This is a genomic window from Mycobacterium sp. NGS57, assembly GCF_059812405.1.
On sequence record NZ_JCALCP010000001.1, the window covers coordinates 348,681 to 363,832 of the forward strand.

Annotated in this window: 17 protein-coding genes and 2 pseudogenes; 12 read left to right on the forward strand and 7 right to left on the reverse strand. The window is 71.8% G+C overall.

Features of this window, described 5'->3' with window-relative positions; translation table 11 throughout:
* Window positions 1-12 precede the first annotated feature (12 nt).
* Genes pcaH through AC5Y43_RS01855 form a run of 3 tightly spaced genes read left to right on the forward strand, consistent with a single transcriptional unit; the run spans window position 13 to window position 2,511 of the window.
* Window positions 13-759, forward strand: coding sequence for a protocatechuate 3,4-dioxygenase subunit beta (pcaH, locus tag AC5Y43_RS01845; RefSeq protein WP_499968696.1), 747 nt, complete (start codon window positions 13-15; stop codon window positions 757-759).
* Entirely contained in the window at window positions 752-1,288 is a 537-nt protein-coding gene (gene pcaG / locus AC5Y43_RS01850; protein WP_499968698.1) for a protocatechuate 3,4-dioxygenase subunit alpha, read from the forward strand. Before pcaH ends, pcaG begins: the two co-directional genes overlap by 8 nt.
* Complete coding sequence (locus tag AC5Y43_RS01855) at window positions 1,285-2,511, forward strand: lyase family protein (RefSeq protein WP_499968701.1); 1,227 nt, start codon at window positions 1,285-1,287, stop codon at window positions 2,509-2,511. Before pcaG ends, AC5Y43_RS01855 begins: the two co-directional genes overlap by 4 nt.
* 22 nt (window positions 2,512-2,533) lie before the next feature.
* On the opposite strand, the pseudogene AC5Y43_RS01860 reads toward AC5Y43_RS01855, so the two are convergent.
* Window positions 2,534-3,066 (reverse strand): annotated as a pseudogene (locus AC5Y43_RS01860) (oxygenase MpaB family protein).
* Window positions 3,067-3,217: 151 nt separating this feature from the next.
* Between AC5Y43_RS01860 and AC5Y43_RS01865 the strand changes: the two are divergent.
* Together AC5Y43_RS01865 and AC5Y43_RS01870 are read left to right on the forward strand one after the other, a co-directional pair.
* A complete protein-coding gene (locus tag AC5Y43_RS01865) occupies window positions 3,218-4,438 on the forward strand; it encodes a TetR/AcrR family transcriptional regulator (RefSeq protein WP_499969377.1) in 1,221 nt (406 codons plus the stop codon).
* A gap of 108 nt (window positions 4,439-4,546) precedes the next feature.
* Window positions 4,547-4,769 (forward strand): annotated as a pseudogene (locus tag AC5Y43_RS01870) (hypothetical protein).
* 332 nt (window positions 4,770-5,101) lie between these two features.
* Here the strand turns inward: AC5Y43_RS01870 and AC5Y43_RS01875 are convergent.
* The 3 genes from AC5Y43_RS01875 to AC5Y43_RS01885 all read right to left on the reverse strand — a co-directional run bounded on the left by AC5Y43_RS01875 (window position 5,102) and on the right by AC5Y43_RS01885 (window position 6,927).
* Window positions 5,102-5,323: a hypothetical protein gene (locus AC5Y43_RS01875; protein ID WP_499969378.1), complete on the reverse strand. Its 222-nt coding sequence runs from the start codon at window positions 5,321-5,323 to the stop codon at window positions 5,102-5,104.
* A 156-nt stretch (window positions 5,324-5,479) separates the two neighbouring features.
* Window positions 5,480-6,301 carry a class I SAM-dependent methyltransferase gene (locus tag AC5Y43_RS01880; protein ID WP_499968704.1) on the reverse strand — a complete coding sequence of 274 codons (822 nt, stop codon included), beginning with the start codon at window positions 6,299-6,301 and terminating at the stop codon, window positions 5,480-5,482.
* Window positions 6,301-6,927 carry a DUF2249 domain-containing protein gene (locus AC5Y43_RS01885; RefSeq protein ID WP_499968706.1) on the reverse strand — a complete coding sequence of 209 codons (627 nt, stop codon included), beginning with the start codon at window positions 6,925-6,927 and terminating at the stop codon, window positions 6,301-6,303. Before AC5Y43_RS01885 ends, AC5Y43_RS01880 begins: the two co-directional genes overlap by 1 nt.
* A 71-nt stretch (window positions 6,928-6,998) precedes the next feature.
* Here AC5Y43_RS01885 and fdxA point away from each other — a divergent pair, with 71 nt between their 5' ends.
* Genes fdxA through AC5Y43_RS01910 form a run of 5 tightly spaced genes read left to right on the forward strand, consistent with a single transcriptional unit; the run spans window position 6,999 to window position 9,777 of the window.
* The gene (gene fdxA / locus AC5Y43_RS01890) at window positions 6,999-7,355 is read left to right on the forward strand and encodes a ferredoxin (protein ID WP_499968708.1); all 357 of its coding nucleotides are present in this window, start codon (window positions 6,999-7,001) and stop codon (window positions 7,353-7,355) included.
* Window positions 7,352-8,029, forward strand: coding sequence for a helix-turn-helix transcriptional regulator (locus AC5Y43_RS01895; RefSeq protein ID WP_499968711.1), 678 nt, complete (start codon window positions 7,352-7,354; stop codon window positions 8,027-8,029). The genes fdxA and AC5Y43_RS01895 overlap by 4 nt, the downstream gene beginning before the upstream one ends.
* Window positions 8,026-8,451, forward strand: coding sequence for a hypothetical protein (locus AC5Y43_RS01900; protein ID WP_499968713.1), 426 nt, complete (start codon window positions 8,026-8,028; stop codon window positions 8,449-8,451). Before AC5Y43_RS01895 ends, AC5Y43_RS01900 begins: the two co-directional genes overlap by 4 nt.
* A gap of 31 nt (window positions 8,452-8,482) precedes the next feature.
* The gene (locus AC5Y43_RS01905; protein WP_499968715.1) at window positions 8,483-8,830 is read left to right on the forward strand and encodes a cupin domain-containing protein; all 348 of its coding nucleotides are present in this window, start codon (window positions 8,483-8,485) and stop codon (window positions 8,828-8,830) included.
* 5 nt (window positions 8,831-8,835) lie between these two features.
* Window positions 8,836-9,777, forward strand: coding sequence for an NAD(P)H-dependent flavin oxidoreductase (locus AC5Y43_RS01910; protein ID WP_499968717.1), 942 nt, complete (start codon window positions 8,836-8,838; stop codon window positions 9,775-9,777).
* Here AC5Y43_RS01910 and AC5Y43_RS01915 read toward each other — a convergent pair.
* On the reverse strand, window positions 9,758-10,459 hold the full coding sequence (locus tag AC5Y43_RS01915) for a helix-turn-helix transcriptional regulator (RefSeq protein ID WP_499968719.1): 702 nt from the start codon (window positions 10,457-10,459) through the stop codon (window positions 9,758-9,760). The genes AC5Y43_RS01910 and AC5Y43_RS01915 overlap by 20 nt on opposite strands.
* A 94-nt stretch (window positions 10,460-10,553) precedes the next feature.
* On the opposite strand from AC5Y43_RS01915, the gene AC5Y43_RS01920 reads away from it, so the two are divergent.
* Window positions 10,554-11,012, forward strand: a complete 459-nt coding sequence (locus tag AC5Y43_RS01920; RefSeq protein ID WP_499968721.1) for an Rv2617c family stress response/phage resistance protein — start codon at window positions 10,554-10,556, stop codon at window positions 11,010-11,012.
* On the opposite strand, the gene AC5Y43_RS01925 is transcribed toward AC5Y43_RS01920, so the two are convergent.
* On the reverse strand, window positions 10,994-11,506 hold the full coding sequence (locus AC5Y43_RS01925) for a DUF1990 domain-containing protein (protein ID WP_499968723.1): 513 nt from the start codon (window positions 11,504-11,506) through the stop codon (window positions 10,994-10,996). The two genes, AC5Y43_RS01920 and AC5Y43_RS01925, sit on opposite strands and share 19 nt — an antisense overlap.
* Window positions 11,507-11,563: 57 nt before the next feature.
* Between AC5Y43_RS01925 and AC5Y43_RS01930 the strand changes: the two genes are divergently transcribed.
* The gene (locus tag AC5Y43_RS01930) at window positions 11,564-12,442 is read left to right on the forward strand and encodes an aldo/keto reductase (protein WP_499968725.1); all 879 of its coding nucleotides are present in this window, start codon (window positions 11,564-11,566) and stop codon (window positions 12,440-12,442) included.
* Here the strand turns inward: AC5Y43_RS01930 and AC5Y43_RS01935 are convergent.
* Window positions 12,439-15,015 carry an ATP-binding protein gene (locus AC5Y43_RS01935; protein ID WP_499968727.1) on the reverse strand — a complete coding sequence of 859 codons (2,577 nt, stop codon included), beginning with the start codon at window positions 15,013-15,015 and terminating at the stop codon, window positions 12,439-12,441. The two genes, AC5Y43_RS01930 and AC5Y43_RS01935, sit on opposite strands and share 4 nt — an antisense overlap.
* Between the last annotated feature and the right edge of the window lie 137 nt (window positions 15,016-15,152).

The window sequence follows — 15,152 nt, forward strand, 5'->3', positions numbered from 1 at the left end:
GCGTCACGGCTCATGAACGCCGAGCGTGTCGCCTCCCAGGCCGACATCACGGCGGAGATCGCCGCCCTGCGGCGCTCGGGCCCGGCTGGCGCGCACCCGCGGCTGGACTACCCGCCCTACCGCAGCACCGCGCTGCGCCACCCGAAACAGCCGCTGCTGCTTGTGGATCCCGAGGAGATCGAACTCTGCGGGCCCTGCTTCGGTGACCGGGACGTCGACCCGATCGACGCCGACCTGACGGCCGGCCACCCGGGTGAGCCGCTGGGGGAGCGCATCGTGGTGGCCGGGCGGGTGCTCGACCGATCCGGTGACCCGGTGGCAGGCCAGCTGATCGAGATCTGGCAGGCCAACGCGAGCGGCCGCTACCGCCACGAGCGCGACCAGCACCCGGCGCCGCTCGACCCGAACTTCACCGGCGCCGGGCGCTGCCTCACCGGGCCCGACGGCTCATACCGCTTCACGACGATCAAGCCCGGCCCGTATCCGTGGCGCAACCACCACAACGCCTGGCGCCCCGCGCACATCCACTTCTCGTTATTCGGAACGGCTTTCACGCAGCGGCTGGTCACCCAGATGTACTTCCCGGGCGACCCGCTGTTCGACCTCGACCCGATCTTTCAGTCGATCCCCGAACCCGCCGCCCGGGGGCGCCTGATCGCCCGCTACGACCACGAGCTCACCGAACCGGAGTACGCGACCGGCTACCGCTGGGACATCGTCATCTGCGGCGGCCGCCGAACCTGGACCGAGCATGGCTGAATTGGCTTGCACCCCAGGGCAAACCGTGGGCCCGTTCCTCGGGCTCGGACTGCCGTACCCCGGGGACAGCGACCTGGTCGGCGCCGGGGATCCGGCGGCCGTCCGGTTGCACGGCACCGTCTTCGACGGCGCCGGCGCCCCGGTGCCCGACGCCCTGGTCGAACTCTGGCAGCCCGACGGCACCGGCGGGATAGCGCGACGGGCCGGCTCGCTGCGGCGCGACGGCGCGACGTTCACCGGGTGGGGCCGCTGCGCGACCGACGCCGCCGGGCGCTACGGGTTCACCACGGTGGCACCGGGTTCGGTGGCCGGGCGGCCGCCGTTCTTTGCGATCGCGGTGTTCGCGCGGGGGCTGCTCGATCGGTTGTTCACCCGAGCCTACCTGCCCCACGACGACGTGAACGCCGATCCCGCGTTGGCCACCCTGTTGTGCATCGCCGAAAGTGGCTGCAGCGCATACCGTTTCGACATCCACCTGCAAGGGCCCGGCCAGACGGTGTTTTTGGAGTACCGGGACGGCGGGCGATGACCAACCTGCTGTGGCCCGGCGACCAGCGGGCGGGCCAACACCTGACCGATCGGGCGCTGCTGGCGGAGATGGCCGCCATGGAGTCCGCCTGGCTGGACGCCCTGGCCGCCGCCGGTTTGGCGCCCGCCGAATGCGCCGGAGCGGACCTGTCGAGCCTGCTGCGCGACGAGGACTGCGAGGCCCTCGCGGTGGCCGCCGAGGGCGGCGGCAACCCCGTCATCGGCCTGGTCGAACTTCTGCGCGAGCGGGCCGCGCCGGCCGTCGCGCCGTGGATCCACCGCGGACTCACCAGCCAGGACGTGCTGGACACCGCCCTGATGCTGGGGGTGCGCGGCGCCGTCGCGGAGCTCAGAGCGCGGCTCGCGCACCAGGTCTCGACGCTCGTCGCCCTCGCCGCGGCGCACCGCGCCACGCCGATGGTGGCCCGCACCCTGACCCAGCACGCGGCCCCCACCACCTTCGGCGCCAAGGCGGCCGGCTGGCTGAACGGGGTCGTCGACGCCCTCGAGCGGCTCGACGCGCTGGACACCCCGATCCAGATCGGCGGCGCCGCCGGGACGCGGGCAGCCAGCACGGAATTGGCGGCGCTGCGCGCGGGCGCGGCCGACCCGGTGCAGGTTTCCGAGCGCCTGGTACACAGCGCCGCAACCGCTTTGGGGCTGCCCGCCCGGTCGCCGTGGCACACCACCCGGACGCCGGTCACCGCGGCCGCCGACGCCCTCGTCGCCTGCACCGACGCCTTGGGGCGCATCGCCTCTGACGTCGTCACCCTGGCCCGTCCCGAGATCGGCGAGCTGGACGAGCCCGCGGGCGAAGGCCGCGGCGGTTCCTCGTCGATGCCGCACAAGCGAAACCCCGTGCTGTCCATCCTGATCCGGCGCGCCGCTATTGCGGCGCCCCAACTGGCGGCCACGCTGCACACCGCCGCGGCGCTGGCCAACGACGAGCGGCCCGACGGCGCGTGGCACGCCGAATGGGACGCGCTGCGCACCCTGGCGCGGCGGACGCTCGTCGCGGCGTCCCAGTGCGCCGAGCTGCTGGCCGGGCTGCGGGTGCATGCCGAGCGGATGGCCGAAAACCTGCGCACCACCGACGTTTACGGCGAACAGCGGGCGATCGCCGAGCTGGCGGGCAGGGCCCCCTCGGAGACCTATTTCGGCGCCGCCGACCGTATGGTCGACGCGAGCCTGGAGCGCGCCCGGCGCGCGCTCGACCGACTTTAGCTCAGGGCAGCGCGCCAGGGGGTTACACCAGTGGCTTGCCGCGTCGCAGCCGCCGGCGTACGTCGGCCCGCAACACGTAACTGCCGCCCCGCCGGATGGACCCCGGAAGGAACCGGTTCACGAACGCCACCAACAGGAAAAGCCATTCGGAGCGGCCTTGCCGGGCGGCGCTCCAGCCGATGCCCGGGGCGTCGCGGAACGGCGGAGCCAAGAACCCGGCCGTGAGGAATTTGAGCAACCGGCGAAATGGCCACGCCAGCACGCGGCCACCCACATCTGCAGACCGGGTTCAAAGGCGTTGTACCGCACCGGACTTTGCCGGCCCGACTTGACCGGCCGGTGTGCACCGCTGACCGCCTCGGCGGAAGGCAGGTTGCCGGAGTCGACCGTGCTTTCCGCCACGCCGTAACCGACCTCGGGCCACGACAGCTGCATGATCACGTCGGCAGCGGCGCCCGGAAACGACCAAAAGTCCACCGCGCCAGCCAGGCTCACCGGCGTGTCGGACCAGCGTGCGGTGCGCCGGGCGGGATGGATGCGGGTTGCGACGGACATCTCGCGGCCTGGCCGCCGCGACGCCGCTGCCCCGCGCGCGGCGAACCGCCTCGTCGTCTCCGGCAGAACTCCTCGACAACGGCCCGCCGGCACCGCGCGAGCGGCTACGGTGATTGCTATGTCTGCGGCCGGCCGCTCGTCAGTGGACCAGGTGAAGCGGCGCCCGAAAGACCGCAAGGTACAGATCGCCCGCGCCGCCACCGACGCCTTCAGCGAACTGGGCTACCACGCGGTCAGCATGGAGAACATCGCGGCCCGGGTCGGGATCTCGGCCGCCGCCCTGTACCGGCATTCGCAGGGCAAGTACGACCTGTTCCGCGACGTCCTGCTGGCGCTCGGCCAGCAGCTGGTCGACGCGACCGCCTTCGCCGACGCGATGCCCGCCGACACCGACCCCGCGGAAGCGCTCACCGCGGTGATTCGCGCACTGATCGACGCGACGATCGTCAACCGCACGACCGGCGGGCTGTACCGCTGGGAGGCCCGTTATCTGCGCGGCGACGACCAGTGCGCGCTCGGTGAACAGATCAAGCTGCTCAACCGGCGCCTGCAGCGGCCCCTGATCAAGCTTCGGCCCAAGCTGACGTCGCGGCAGCGCTGGACGCTGTCGGCGGCGGCGTTGAGCGTGATCGGCAGCATCACCGACCACCGTTCCCGGCTCGGCAACGCCGCCATCCGGCGCACCCTGCACGACATCGTCCTGGCGGTGCTGAACGCCGACCTGCCGCGGCGCACCGGCGGGCCGGAGGCGCCGCGGGCCCCCGCGATCGCGGCCGCCGCCGGCAGCTACGAACTGCTGCTGCACGAATCGATGCGCTTGTTCAACGAGCGCGGCTACCGCGAAACCGGGATGGAGGACATCGCCGCCGCCGTCGGCATACCGGTTGCCGGCATCTATCAATACTTCCCGGGCAAGGCCGCCATGCTGGCCGTCTCCTACCGGCGCGCCGCCGACCAACTCTCCGGCGACCTGTCGACCATCCTGGCCACCAGCGGCGACCCCGAGCAGGCGCTCGCGCAACTCATCGACGCCTACGTCACGCGGTCGTTCGCCAGCCCCGAACTGGCCTGCGTGTACTACACCGAGCGGCACAACCTGGCCGAGACCGACGCGGTGCTGCTGTACAACATCCAGCGCTCGACCGTCGAGTCCTGGGCCCGGCTCGCGGTGGCGGCGCGACCGGACCTGACGCTGGGCCGCGCGCGCTACGCCGTGCACGCCGCCTTCGCCCTTGCCGTCGACGTCGGGCGGCTGGTGCGGCCCAGCACCGGCCAGTCCGCCCGCACGACGGTGCGCCGCCTGATGGAGATCACCGTGCTGGGGCGGGCGGCGCAGACGCCACCCCGCACCGGCGCCGGCGGGCGCCGGTGAGCTAATCGGCTTCTCGGACAACGTGCTGCGGGGTCGGCGAACACTACCTTTTGCGGCGAATGGCTATTTACCTAGCTCGCAACTGATCCGCGCGGAAAGGCCCGCCTCATGCTCGGCAGACGTCGCCAACTGCAGGACTACGAGATGACGATCGCGAATTGATCGGCCTGCCCGTGCTGCTGGGCACGCCCTACCTGATCGTCGGGACGATCTGGTCGTGCACCCACACGCAACATCTGCGCACCATGCAGGGGCCGACTTGGTGGTGTCGTTTCTGGGCTCGATCGTCTCATGGCCCGCGCTGTTGTTCGCCAGCGTGTGTATGGCTTAACGGCAAAGACGTTGCAGGGGAAGTGGATTCGGTGACTGCCCGGACGCGTCTGGTAAAGGCGTCTGCCGCTGATCCCGCTGGCGCACAACCGATTCGAGGCGGGAAACCCACCCAAGATTCCGCCCCCGACGCCGGCGCCGGGGGCGGCTAGGTCCGCGGCTAGCTGCGATCGGCTGTGAACTGATGGCTTTCAGTGTGCGCTCCGGGATTCGAGTGTGCTTCAGCGGCGGGAATTGGGCCCTTTTTCCCGCCCACGATTCACGCCCGAAGCCCAGGATTCACAACCGAACCCAACCGCGTCGCGAACTTGGCCCGTCGGCTAGCCCGCCGGCTCAGTGATGCGCGACCTGGTCCATGATGCGGTCCAGGACGATGGTGGACAGGTCGCCGTCGTCGGCGACGCGGGAGAAGCCGCTGCGCCGCAGGAAGGTGTCCAGCCGGCGGTCGGGCGACCAACCGGCATAGACGGAGCCGAGATAGCGGGAGCGCAGGAATTCGCGCGCGAGGTCATCGACGTCAGCATCGCTCAATAACAACGGTGGGTTGGCACCCATAACCGTCATGCTCCTTTGTTCAGCCGCAACAGCCGCAGCCAAGTTACGTCAGACAAAGTCATTATCGCGTAACGCGCAGATTGCGGAAAGGGGCCAAAGCCATCGAATTCAGGAGAATTCGCCTCGAATTCGGCCCGGGTTCGGCCCCCCGTTCCGTTACCCGGCGGCCGCGGGCTTGCGGGCGACGATCGCCACCGCGGCGAGTTGCCTGCGATGCCGGCGGAAGGTGCGGCGCATCGTCAGCACGCGCTTGCGGGCGTCGCGGTGGACGAGCACGTTCCTAACGAACCGCAACGCCCCGAGCACCCCTTCGTCGGCGACGAGCCGGCGCGGTTCCAGCAGGGCCATCGGCGCCGTGGCGACCTGGTCGACCACCAGCCCGTGGTCGGCGAGCAGCCGCGACCACTCCGCGACCGTCAGCGGCCGGGCGTTCACCTTGATCGCGCGGGCCAGCGACTGCCGGATGTCGGTGCTGACCTCCTCCGACACGGTGTCGGGCGTGAGGGCCAGCTCGTGGATCGCGTAGCGTCCGTTGGGCCGCAGCACCCGCGCCGCCTCGGCGACGATGGCGTGCTTGGCCGTATCGCCCTGCATGCTCAGCATCGCCTCGCCGACCACCACGTCGCCGCTGGCGTCGGCCAGTCCGGTGGCCGCGGCGTCGGCGACCCGCACGGTGCCGTTCGCGGCGCCCAGTCCAGTGAGCACGCCGCGGACCACGTTGGCCGCGTCGGGGTCGGCCTCGGCCCCGACGTAGGACCGCGGACCGCGGGCCAGGATCTCGGTGGCCGTGCGGCCCAGCCCCGGTGCGAGCTCGACCACGTCGGAACCGGCGACCCCGGCGTCCGCCAGCAGCGTGCGCGTGAGTTCGATGCCGCCGGGGCGAAGGACCCGCTTGCCCAGCCGTGCCAGCAGCCAGTGGCCCGCCACGTCGTCGGCGGACCGGCCGGACGCCGGCAGCGTCGTCTTCTGGCCGGACATCAGACCGCCTGCGGCACAGCGGAATCCGTGGGCTGCAGTAATAACGCCTGGCGCCGCTTGTGCACGGTGAGGTAGCGCAGCCCGTCGGGGCCGGCGGCGAACTGCCGCCGGGAGCGCCGCGGCAACCACAGCAGGGCGCCGGGGAAGAGGTCGACGCTGCCCGTCTCGGTGGTCAGCCGGCCCCCGCCGGACAGCACGTGGATCAGGACGTCGAGGTCCGGCCCGGTGTGGGCGTCGATGCAGCCGCCCGCGGGCAGCGCGATGACGTTCGAATCCAGGTCGCGGTCCTTGGCCTCGAGCTTCCACACCGCGCCGGTCGCGTCGGGCTCGGCATCGCCCGAGGAGGAGCGGGGGATGAAAGCCTTGGTGTCGGCCAGGACCCGGGGCAGCGGGGTCGACGTCAGCTTGGTGATCCTGATCTTCCAGACCTTGGGACCTTTCTCGACGTATTCCCAGCCGTAGCTGCCGGGGTGGTCGGCGTCGAATTCGTCGTGCAGATGTTTGGGGTCGTGGTTGTTCACCAACACGAACGACTCGCCGACGGCGAGGCCGGCGTACGCGGCGAAGATTGTCGGGTGCTTGTCGGGCTTGCGCAACTCGCGTACGTCAAGTTCACTGTCGGCCATCGACTTTCCCCAACTCTCTGAGTTTCCCGTTAGCGTGGTTTTTCCAATAGGTGTTGTGTAAACTCTAGCGCATGACGTACGTGATCGGGAAGCCATGCATCGACGTGATGGATCGGTCTTGTGTGGAAGAGTGTCCGGTGGACTGCATCTACGAGGGCGGCCGGGCGCTGTATATCCACCCCGACGAATGCGTGGACTGCGGCGCGTGCGAGCCGGTGTGCCCGGTGGAGGCCATCTACTACGAAGACGACCTGCCCGACGAGCTCACGCCCTACCTGGCCGATAATGGGGCGTTCTTCTCCGACGTGCTGCCCGGCCGCGACGAGCCGCTGGGGTCGCCCGGCGGGGCCGCCAAGATCGGTCCCCTCGGCGTCGACACCCCACTGGTCGCCGGGGCACCCCGGGCCGCAGAGACCGAAGGAGCGTGAGCGGAATTTCGTCAGCTGGAGAAACCACCGGCCGCCGGCGCCGTGAGGTGCTGCGGCTGTTGCGGTCGTCGCCCGAGCCGATGAGCATCGTCGAGATCGCCGAGGAACTCGGGGTGCACCCCAACACGGTGCGTTTCCACCTCGAGAGCCTGGTCGCCGACGGGCAGGTGGAGCACGTCGCGCACGGCCGCAAGGGGCCCGGCCGCCCACCGCTGATGTTCGCCGCCATCAAGCAGATGGATCGCGGCGGAACGCGCCAGTACCGGATGCTCGCCGAGATCCTGACCATAGCGCTTGCCGCCGATCGCGATCCCCGTCCCAAGGCGATGGCCGCCGGCCGCGCGTGGGGGCGAAGCCTGGAACCCGCGCTGCAGGCGCCGGCGGAGCCCGCGAGCGCCGAGGCGGCCATCGACCAGCTGGTCGAGGTGCTCGACGACCTCGGGTTCGCGCCCGAGCGACGGACGTCCGACGGGGAGCAGCTGGTCGGCCTGCGGCACTGCCCGTTTCTGGAACTGGCCGAAACCGGTGGCTCCGTCGTGTGCCCCATCCACCTCGGGCTGATGCAGGGCGCCCTGGAGTCGTGGGAGGCGCCGGTCTCCGTCGACCGGCTCGACGCGTTCGTCGAACCGGACCTGTGCCTGGCCCACCTGAGCCCGGCCGGGGCCGCCGGGTGAGCACCGGCCCGGCGATCGCAGTCGCGGTCACCTTCGTCTGGCTCGGCATGGTGCTGGCGATCTCGTTCCTCGAGGCCCCCCTCAAATTCCGCGCACCCAACGTGACTCTGCAGATCGGGCTCGGCATCGGGCGCCTGGTGTTCCGCGCGCTCAACACCGTCGAGGTCGTCTTCGCGCTCGTCGTCGCGGCGATCATGGTGTCGGGCCCGGCGCCGGGGCGAGTCGGCGCGGCCTTCGCCGTCGCCATCGCCGCGCTGGCGATCCAGCTGGTGGCGGTGCGCCCCCGGCTGATCCGCCGCTCCGATCGCGTGCTTGCCGGCGCCGGAGGCCCGCGCTCGAACGCTCACTATGTCTATGTCGGCTTCGAGGCGGTCAAGATCGCGGCGCTGCTCGTGGCGGGGATACTGCTATTGACCGTCTGACCCGTGCGCTTCCCGACCGAAAGGGCCGATTATGGAATCCATCTCGCTGACCAGCCTCGCCTCCGAAAAGCTGGCCGAGGCGGGACAGTCGCACAGCGGGCGCGCCGCACACACGATCCACGGCGGCCACACTCACGAGCTGCGGCAGACGGTGCTGGCCCTGCTCGCCGGTCACGACCTGTCCGAGCACGACAGCCCCGGCGAGGCGACGCTGCAGGTGCTGCGGGGTCACGTGCGCCTGACCACCGGCGGCGCCACCTGGGACGGCACGGCCGGTGACTACGTCGTGATCCCCCCGGAGCGGCACGCCCTGCACGCGGTCGAGGATTCCGTCGTCATGCTGACCGTGCTCAAGAGCCAGCCCGGCGCCGCCCACTGACGTCGATGCTGTCCACACCGTGGTCGCTGAGTTTCGGGCTGCGGGTGCCGATCGTCAACGCCCCGATGGGCGGGGTCGCCGGGGGCCGGCTGGCCACCGCCGTCACCGCCGCCGGCGGACTGGGCATGGTCGGGATGGGCAGCGACGGCACCCGCGAGGCGTTGCGCACCCAGCTGCGGCACGTGCGCGGCAGGTTCGGCATCGGGCTGGTGGACTGGGTGATGCGCAGCCAGGCGGGCCTGCTGGAGGACGCGCTGGCCGCCGGTCCCGCCCTGCTGTCAGTGAGCTTCGGCACCGACTGGTCGTGGGTCGCACAAGCGCGCGACGCCGGAATCCCCACCGTCACGCAGGTTTACGACGGGCCGGATGCGCGACGGGCGGTTGACGCCGGCGTCGACGTCGTGGTCGCGCGCGGCGCCGAGGGCGGCGGACACGGCGCGGTGCGGCTCGGCACGCTGCCGCTGCTCGACGCCGTGCTGGACGCGGTGTCGGTGCCGGTGCTCGCGGGCGGCGGCATCGCGTCGCCGCGCGGCCTGGCCGCGGTGCTGGCCGCCGGCGCGAGTGGGGCGTGGGTGGGCACCCGCCTGGCCGCCTGCCCGGAGGCGCTCACCGGCGCCGGCAGCCGGCGCGCGCTGATCGCCGCGGAGGCCACCGACACGGCCGTCACCCGGGTCTACGACGTCGCCAAGGGGCTGCCCTGGCCGGCGCGGTTTCCGTCGCGCGTGCTGGCCAACGACTTCGTCGCGCGCTGGACGGGCCACGAGGACGCACTCGACCCGCCGGCGCGCGAGGAACTGGCCGCCGCGATCGCGGGCGACGATCGCCGCACCGCGCCGGTGGACGCCGGCGAGGGCGTCGGGATGATCCGCGACGACGCGACGGTGGGCGAGGTCATCGACCAGATGTGCGCGGGCGCAGCGGATTTGCTCAGCCGCTGGGGGCGCTGAGCACCACGCAACAGCGATCGGGGCCGGGGCACAACCGCGCGTCGGGTCCGTGCGGCGTCAGCGCGTCTGCCACGCCGGCGATCAGCGCGTGGTTCATCGTGCAGGCCAGCTCCGTCTGTTCCTGCGCGAGCGCATGGAACGGGCAGTTGGCGAGCTCAACCTCGCCGTGACCGAAACGCGGCTCGTAGCCGTAGCGGCTCAGCACCGCGACCGCGCGCTGCAGCGCGGCGGCCGGGTCCTCGGGCGGCGGGCCGGTCCCGGCGCCGATCGTCCGGCCGTAATCGCGCGCGATCCGGTTCAGCACCTCGGCGACGAGCTCGCCGGTTTCCGCCGACCGGGCGATGGCCGCCGCCATCAGGCGCCCGGCCAGCGCGTACTCGCGCTGCGGAAGGCTGACCGCGATGTCGCGGCGGGCCCGGCGGTACAGCTTGGCGGTGCGCCCGGCACCGGGTCCGGAGCGGCCCGTCACGCGCGCGTAGTCGCTTTCCAGCAGGCCCTCGGCGGTGAGCCGGTCCAGGTGGAACTTGGCCCGGTGGTGGGGGACGCCGACGGCGTCGGCCGCCTGGTCGCGGCCCACCGGCCCCGGCTGGGCGCACACGAATTCGTAGAGACGGCGGCGCACCGGGTCGGCGAGCGCGCCGATGCCCGCCGCGTCCCGCGGGAGGGCGTCGTTGTCGTCCACTCGGCCCCGCCTCTTTCTAACAGATAAAATCCTTGACGATACAGTCTAGGCGATCTACCGTACACATTATTATCCGTTAGAAATGGAGGCAACCATGACCACCGCCCACCTCAACCCCACCGACCCCGCCCCGGCCTTCGCCCAACAGCTGCGCGACCCCGCCTACTCGGCCTACCTCGCGCTTCGCACCGTCTTCACGATCGCGCCCATCGTGATGGGGCTGGACAAGTTCTTCAACGTGCTGACCCACCCGCACCACTGGAGCATGTACCTGGCCGGCTGGATCGACAATCTGGTGCCCGGCACCGCCGACCAGTGCATGTACATGGTCGGGGCGATCGAGATCGTGGCCGGCATCCTGGTGGCGTTCGCGCCGCGCTTCGGCGCCTGGGTGGTGGTGGCCTGGCTGGCCGGGATCATCCTCGACCTGGTCACCGGACCCGGCTTCTACGACGTCGCGCTGCGCGACTTCGGCCTGCTGGTCGGCGCCGTCGCGCTGGCCCGCCTGGCGCAGGGCGTGCATGACGGCAGCATTCACACCGCCCGCAGGTAGCGCCGGGCGATGACCCGCTGGGCCGCCCGAACCAGCGGCCCGCCGGCCCTGGCCCACCACGCCGCCGGTCGCGAGAACGCCGACACCTCCGCGTACACCGCGGAGGTGCTCGGGTCGCGGCGTACGACGAAGCGTTCCTCGCCGGACTCCGGGTGGCCGGGCAGGGTGCCGTAGGCGAACCCGCGGATGTCGGGTTCGTCGACGACGTACACGACGCGGCACGGCGCGGGCAAAAAGCCCATCCGCACCACCAGCACGGCATCGACGACGGCGACCTCGGAGCTGGCCTGCACCCGCAGGCCCGACCCGCGTTGCATGCCCCAGCGCATGACGGCGTCGGCGGCCCGCTCGAAACGCTCGTCGCCCCTGCCTATTTGGCGCTCGGCATGTTGGTGGTCGTATCCGGCGGGCAGCCCGTCGGCGTTGGGAAAATGCAGGGTCGCGCCCACCTCGCGGTAGGTCAGCGGCAGCTCCCTGAGCGCATCGAGGTCCACCGGCTCAGCTTGCCACGCCGGGATGCGCGATCGCGGTCGCGGCGTACGGTCGTAGAAGTGACCGCACAAAACACCGTTGCCCAAGCGTCCGGAACGTTCACACTCGGCGGCGACCTGACCGTCAACCGACTCGGTTTCGGCGCCATGCGCATCACCGGCAAGGGCGTGTGGGGCCCGCCCGCCGACCGCGCCGAGTGCGTCCGGGTCCTGCGGCGCGCCGTCGAGCTGGGCGTGAACTTCATCGACACCGCGGACTCCTACGGCCCGTATTTCTCCGAGGAGATCATTCACGAGGCGCTGCACCCCTATGACGGGCTGGTGATCGCGACCAAGGCCGGGCTGCTGCGCACCGGTCCCGACATCTGGATCCCGCTGGGCAATCCCAGCTACCTGCGCCAGGAATGCGAGATGAGCCTGCGCCGCCTCGGCGTCGACACCATCGACCTGTTCCAGCTGCACCGCATCGACCGCAACTTCCCGCTGGAAGACCAGGTGGGCGAGCTGCTCGCCCTGAAGAACGAGGGCAAGATCCGCCACATCGGGCTGTCCGAGATCGACGTCGACCAGCTCACAGCGGCCCAGCAGGTGACCGAGATCGTGTCGGTGCAGAACATGTACAACCTGGCGTCGCGGGGCGCCGAACCGCTGCTGGACGCCGCCACCACCCAGGGCATCGGTTTCATCCCGTGGTTCCCGCTGGCGGCCGGGCCGCTGGCCGACCCGGACGGCCCGCTGCAGCGCATCGCCGCCGAACACGACGCGACGGCGTCGCAGCTGGCGCTGGCCTGGCTGCTGAAACGTTCGCCGGTGATGCTGCCGATACCGGGCACCTCCAGCGTCGCGCACCTGGAGGAGAACGTGGCGGCCGCCGAGATCACACTGAGCGACGACGAGTTCGAGACGCTCGCGACCGCCGGGGCGCAGAAGACGGTCTAGGAGACGCCGGGGGCCACGTGTCGCCGGGCGCGCGCCGCGGCCTGGGTGCGGTTCGCCACGCCGAGCTTGAGCAGGATCGAACTGACATGGGAGCCCACGGTTTTGGGGCTGATGTGCAGGGTGGCGGCGATCTGGGCGTCGCTTCGCCCGCCGGCGAGCAGCTCGAGCACCTCGCGTTCGCGGCGGGTCAGCCCGTCCGGGTCGGCCAGGGTGTCGGCGCGCCGCCCGCGGTGGGCTGGACCGCGCAGGACGGCCAGGCGCTCGCGGGCGCGGCGGGCAGCCGGCCGCGCGCTGAGGCGGCGAAACGTCTGCAGCGCCGATTCCACCGCGACGACGTCTCCGCCCAAGTGGGCGATCGCCGCTTCGTAGGGGCGCTCGCGCGCCCACGCCGCGTCGGCGTTCGCGGCGTCATCGCCGGTCTCCGGCGCGCCGCCGGCCAGGCGCAGCCACCAGCGCAGGGACTCGACCAACCACGAATCATCCCGGCCCGGGCGGGCTTTCAGCCCGGCGCGGGCTTCGGCGCGGGCGGCGGCGTCGTCACCGGCCAGCCACGCCGCCTCGGCGCGCGCCGCGAAGACCAGCAGCCGCACCACGTTGCCCGCGGTGTGCTCGAGGGCCTCGTCGAGTAGACGGCCGGGTGGTTCGCCACGGCGCGCGCGGATCAGCGCGAGCACGATCAGCGGCAGCACCCGGTGCTGCGGGCTCAGGGCCGTGCGGGTCAGGACCTGCTCGGCGAGCAGCGCGGCGCGGGCCCAATCGCCGCGGTACAGCCCCGTCAGCGCGTCCGCCCCGGCCACCAGCGCGGCGAACATGCCCATGTCGTGGGCTTCGAAGAACGCGGCCGCCCGCGCGAGGTAGGCCTCGGCGCGGTCGAGCTCGCAGTGCAGGGCGGCCGCCCAGCACGCCAGCACGCCCAGCACCGCGGCGTGCTCCGTCAGTCCCGGGTCGGCCAGCGCGTCTCCCCACGCCGCCTCCAGCTGGTCCCAGCCCGTCCCGGTGCGGAAGATGGCGGCCATCGCCTGGTAGCCGCGGGCCCGGACGACGACGGCGGGGTTGTCGATCAGGGTGCCGAGTTCCCCCGCGCGCGTCGCGAAGTGGGCCGCGGCGCATGGGTCGTAACCGACCGTGGTGCAGGAGTGCGCCATGTTGATCAGCGACCACGCCAGCTGCGGGGAGGGCCCGAGATCCTCGAGCAGCCGCAGCGACGCGCGCCCCGCCTCGATGGCCTCTTCGGTGCGGCCCAGCGGCTCCAGCAGGTGCGCCAGCCAGCGCAGGTCGTCGCCCTCTTCGAGGCGATGGCCGAGCCGGTGGCGAAGATCGATGGCCGCACGCCACGACGACGTCGACGCCGCGGCGCGCCCGCACAGGTAGCTTTCGAACGCGTGCCGTTCCAGCCAGTGCGCCTCCTGCTGCTGCGGGGCGCCCCCACTATGCCGCAACATCAAGCCGTACAGATCGGCGGCCTCGGCGTGCGCCCCCAGCGCCGCGGCGTGCTCGGCCGCGGCGGGGCCATGGTAGATCACGGCGTCGTCGTCGCCGGCCTGGTGGGCGTGAAACACTAACGGCGACAATATATCCGGGCTCACCGGTGGTTCGGCCAGCACCGCCAGCGCGCGCTTGTGCAACAGCCGGCGCTGGTGGTCGAGGATGCGATCCAGTGTGGCGCGTCGGGCCAGTTCGTGGCGAAATCGCACCACCTCGCCCTCGGCGATCAGCACGCCCGCATCGAGGCAATCGCTGAGCGCGGAGTCCGCCGCCGGGCACACCGCACGCACCAGCGCCGCGTCGGCCCGCGGCCCGCAGACCGCCGCCGCCTGCGCGGTCTCCCGCGCGGGCGCCGACAGTCGGCCCAGCCGCCCCGACACCGCCTCGGAAACGCTGCGCGGCAATGCATCACGGCCCAGCACATCGGCACCGCCGGCCAGCACCTCGGTGACATAAAACGGGTTTCCGCCGGTCAGTTCGTGCAAGTCGTCGGCGTTGACGCCGGTGCCGGCAGCAAGCACCGCTACCGCGGCACGGCTCAGCGGCTGCAGCCCGATGCGGCTGACGGCAGCGCAGGTGGCGATGTCGCCCAGCGCGATCGACAGTGGGTGCTGCTGATCGAGTTCGTCGTCGCGGTAGGACACCACCAGCAGCAACGGCAGCGCGTCGATGCGCCGGGCGAGGAATCGGATCAGGTCCAGGGTGGCCCCGTCGGCCCAGTGGACATCCTCGATCAGCCAGACCCAGCGGTGGCCGTCGCGCAGCACCGCGAGCAGTCGCCGGTACAGCGCGCCGGTGTCGCCGGATTCGATGGCGGCGCCCAAAGCGCCGGCGGCCGCGGGGCTCAGGCCGGCCAGCGCGTCGAGCAGCGGGCCCAACGGGCGCGGCGCGGCCAGCGGGTCACACCAGCCCGTCAGCACCCGCACCCGGTCGTCGAGGGCGGCGGTGAACCGGGTGACGACCGCGGTCTTGCCGACACCGGCCTCCCCGCGCAGCAACACGACGCGCCCCGAGCCGCCGCGACGCACCGCGTGCGCCAGGCCGCCCAGCTCGGCCAGCGCCGCGTGGCGCTCCAGCAAACTCTCCAACAGCCGTCCGCTCCCGCTCGACCTCTCCGGTGCAGTCACGAACCGATGTCGCGAAAATAGGGAAAATTCCCGATCAATCGAAGCCGCCCCCCGACGCAGACTTACCCTGCGAGCGCTCCGGGCGGCGACACGACTGC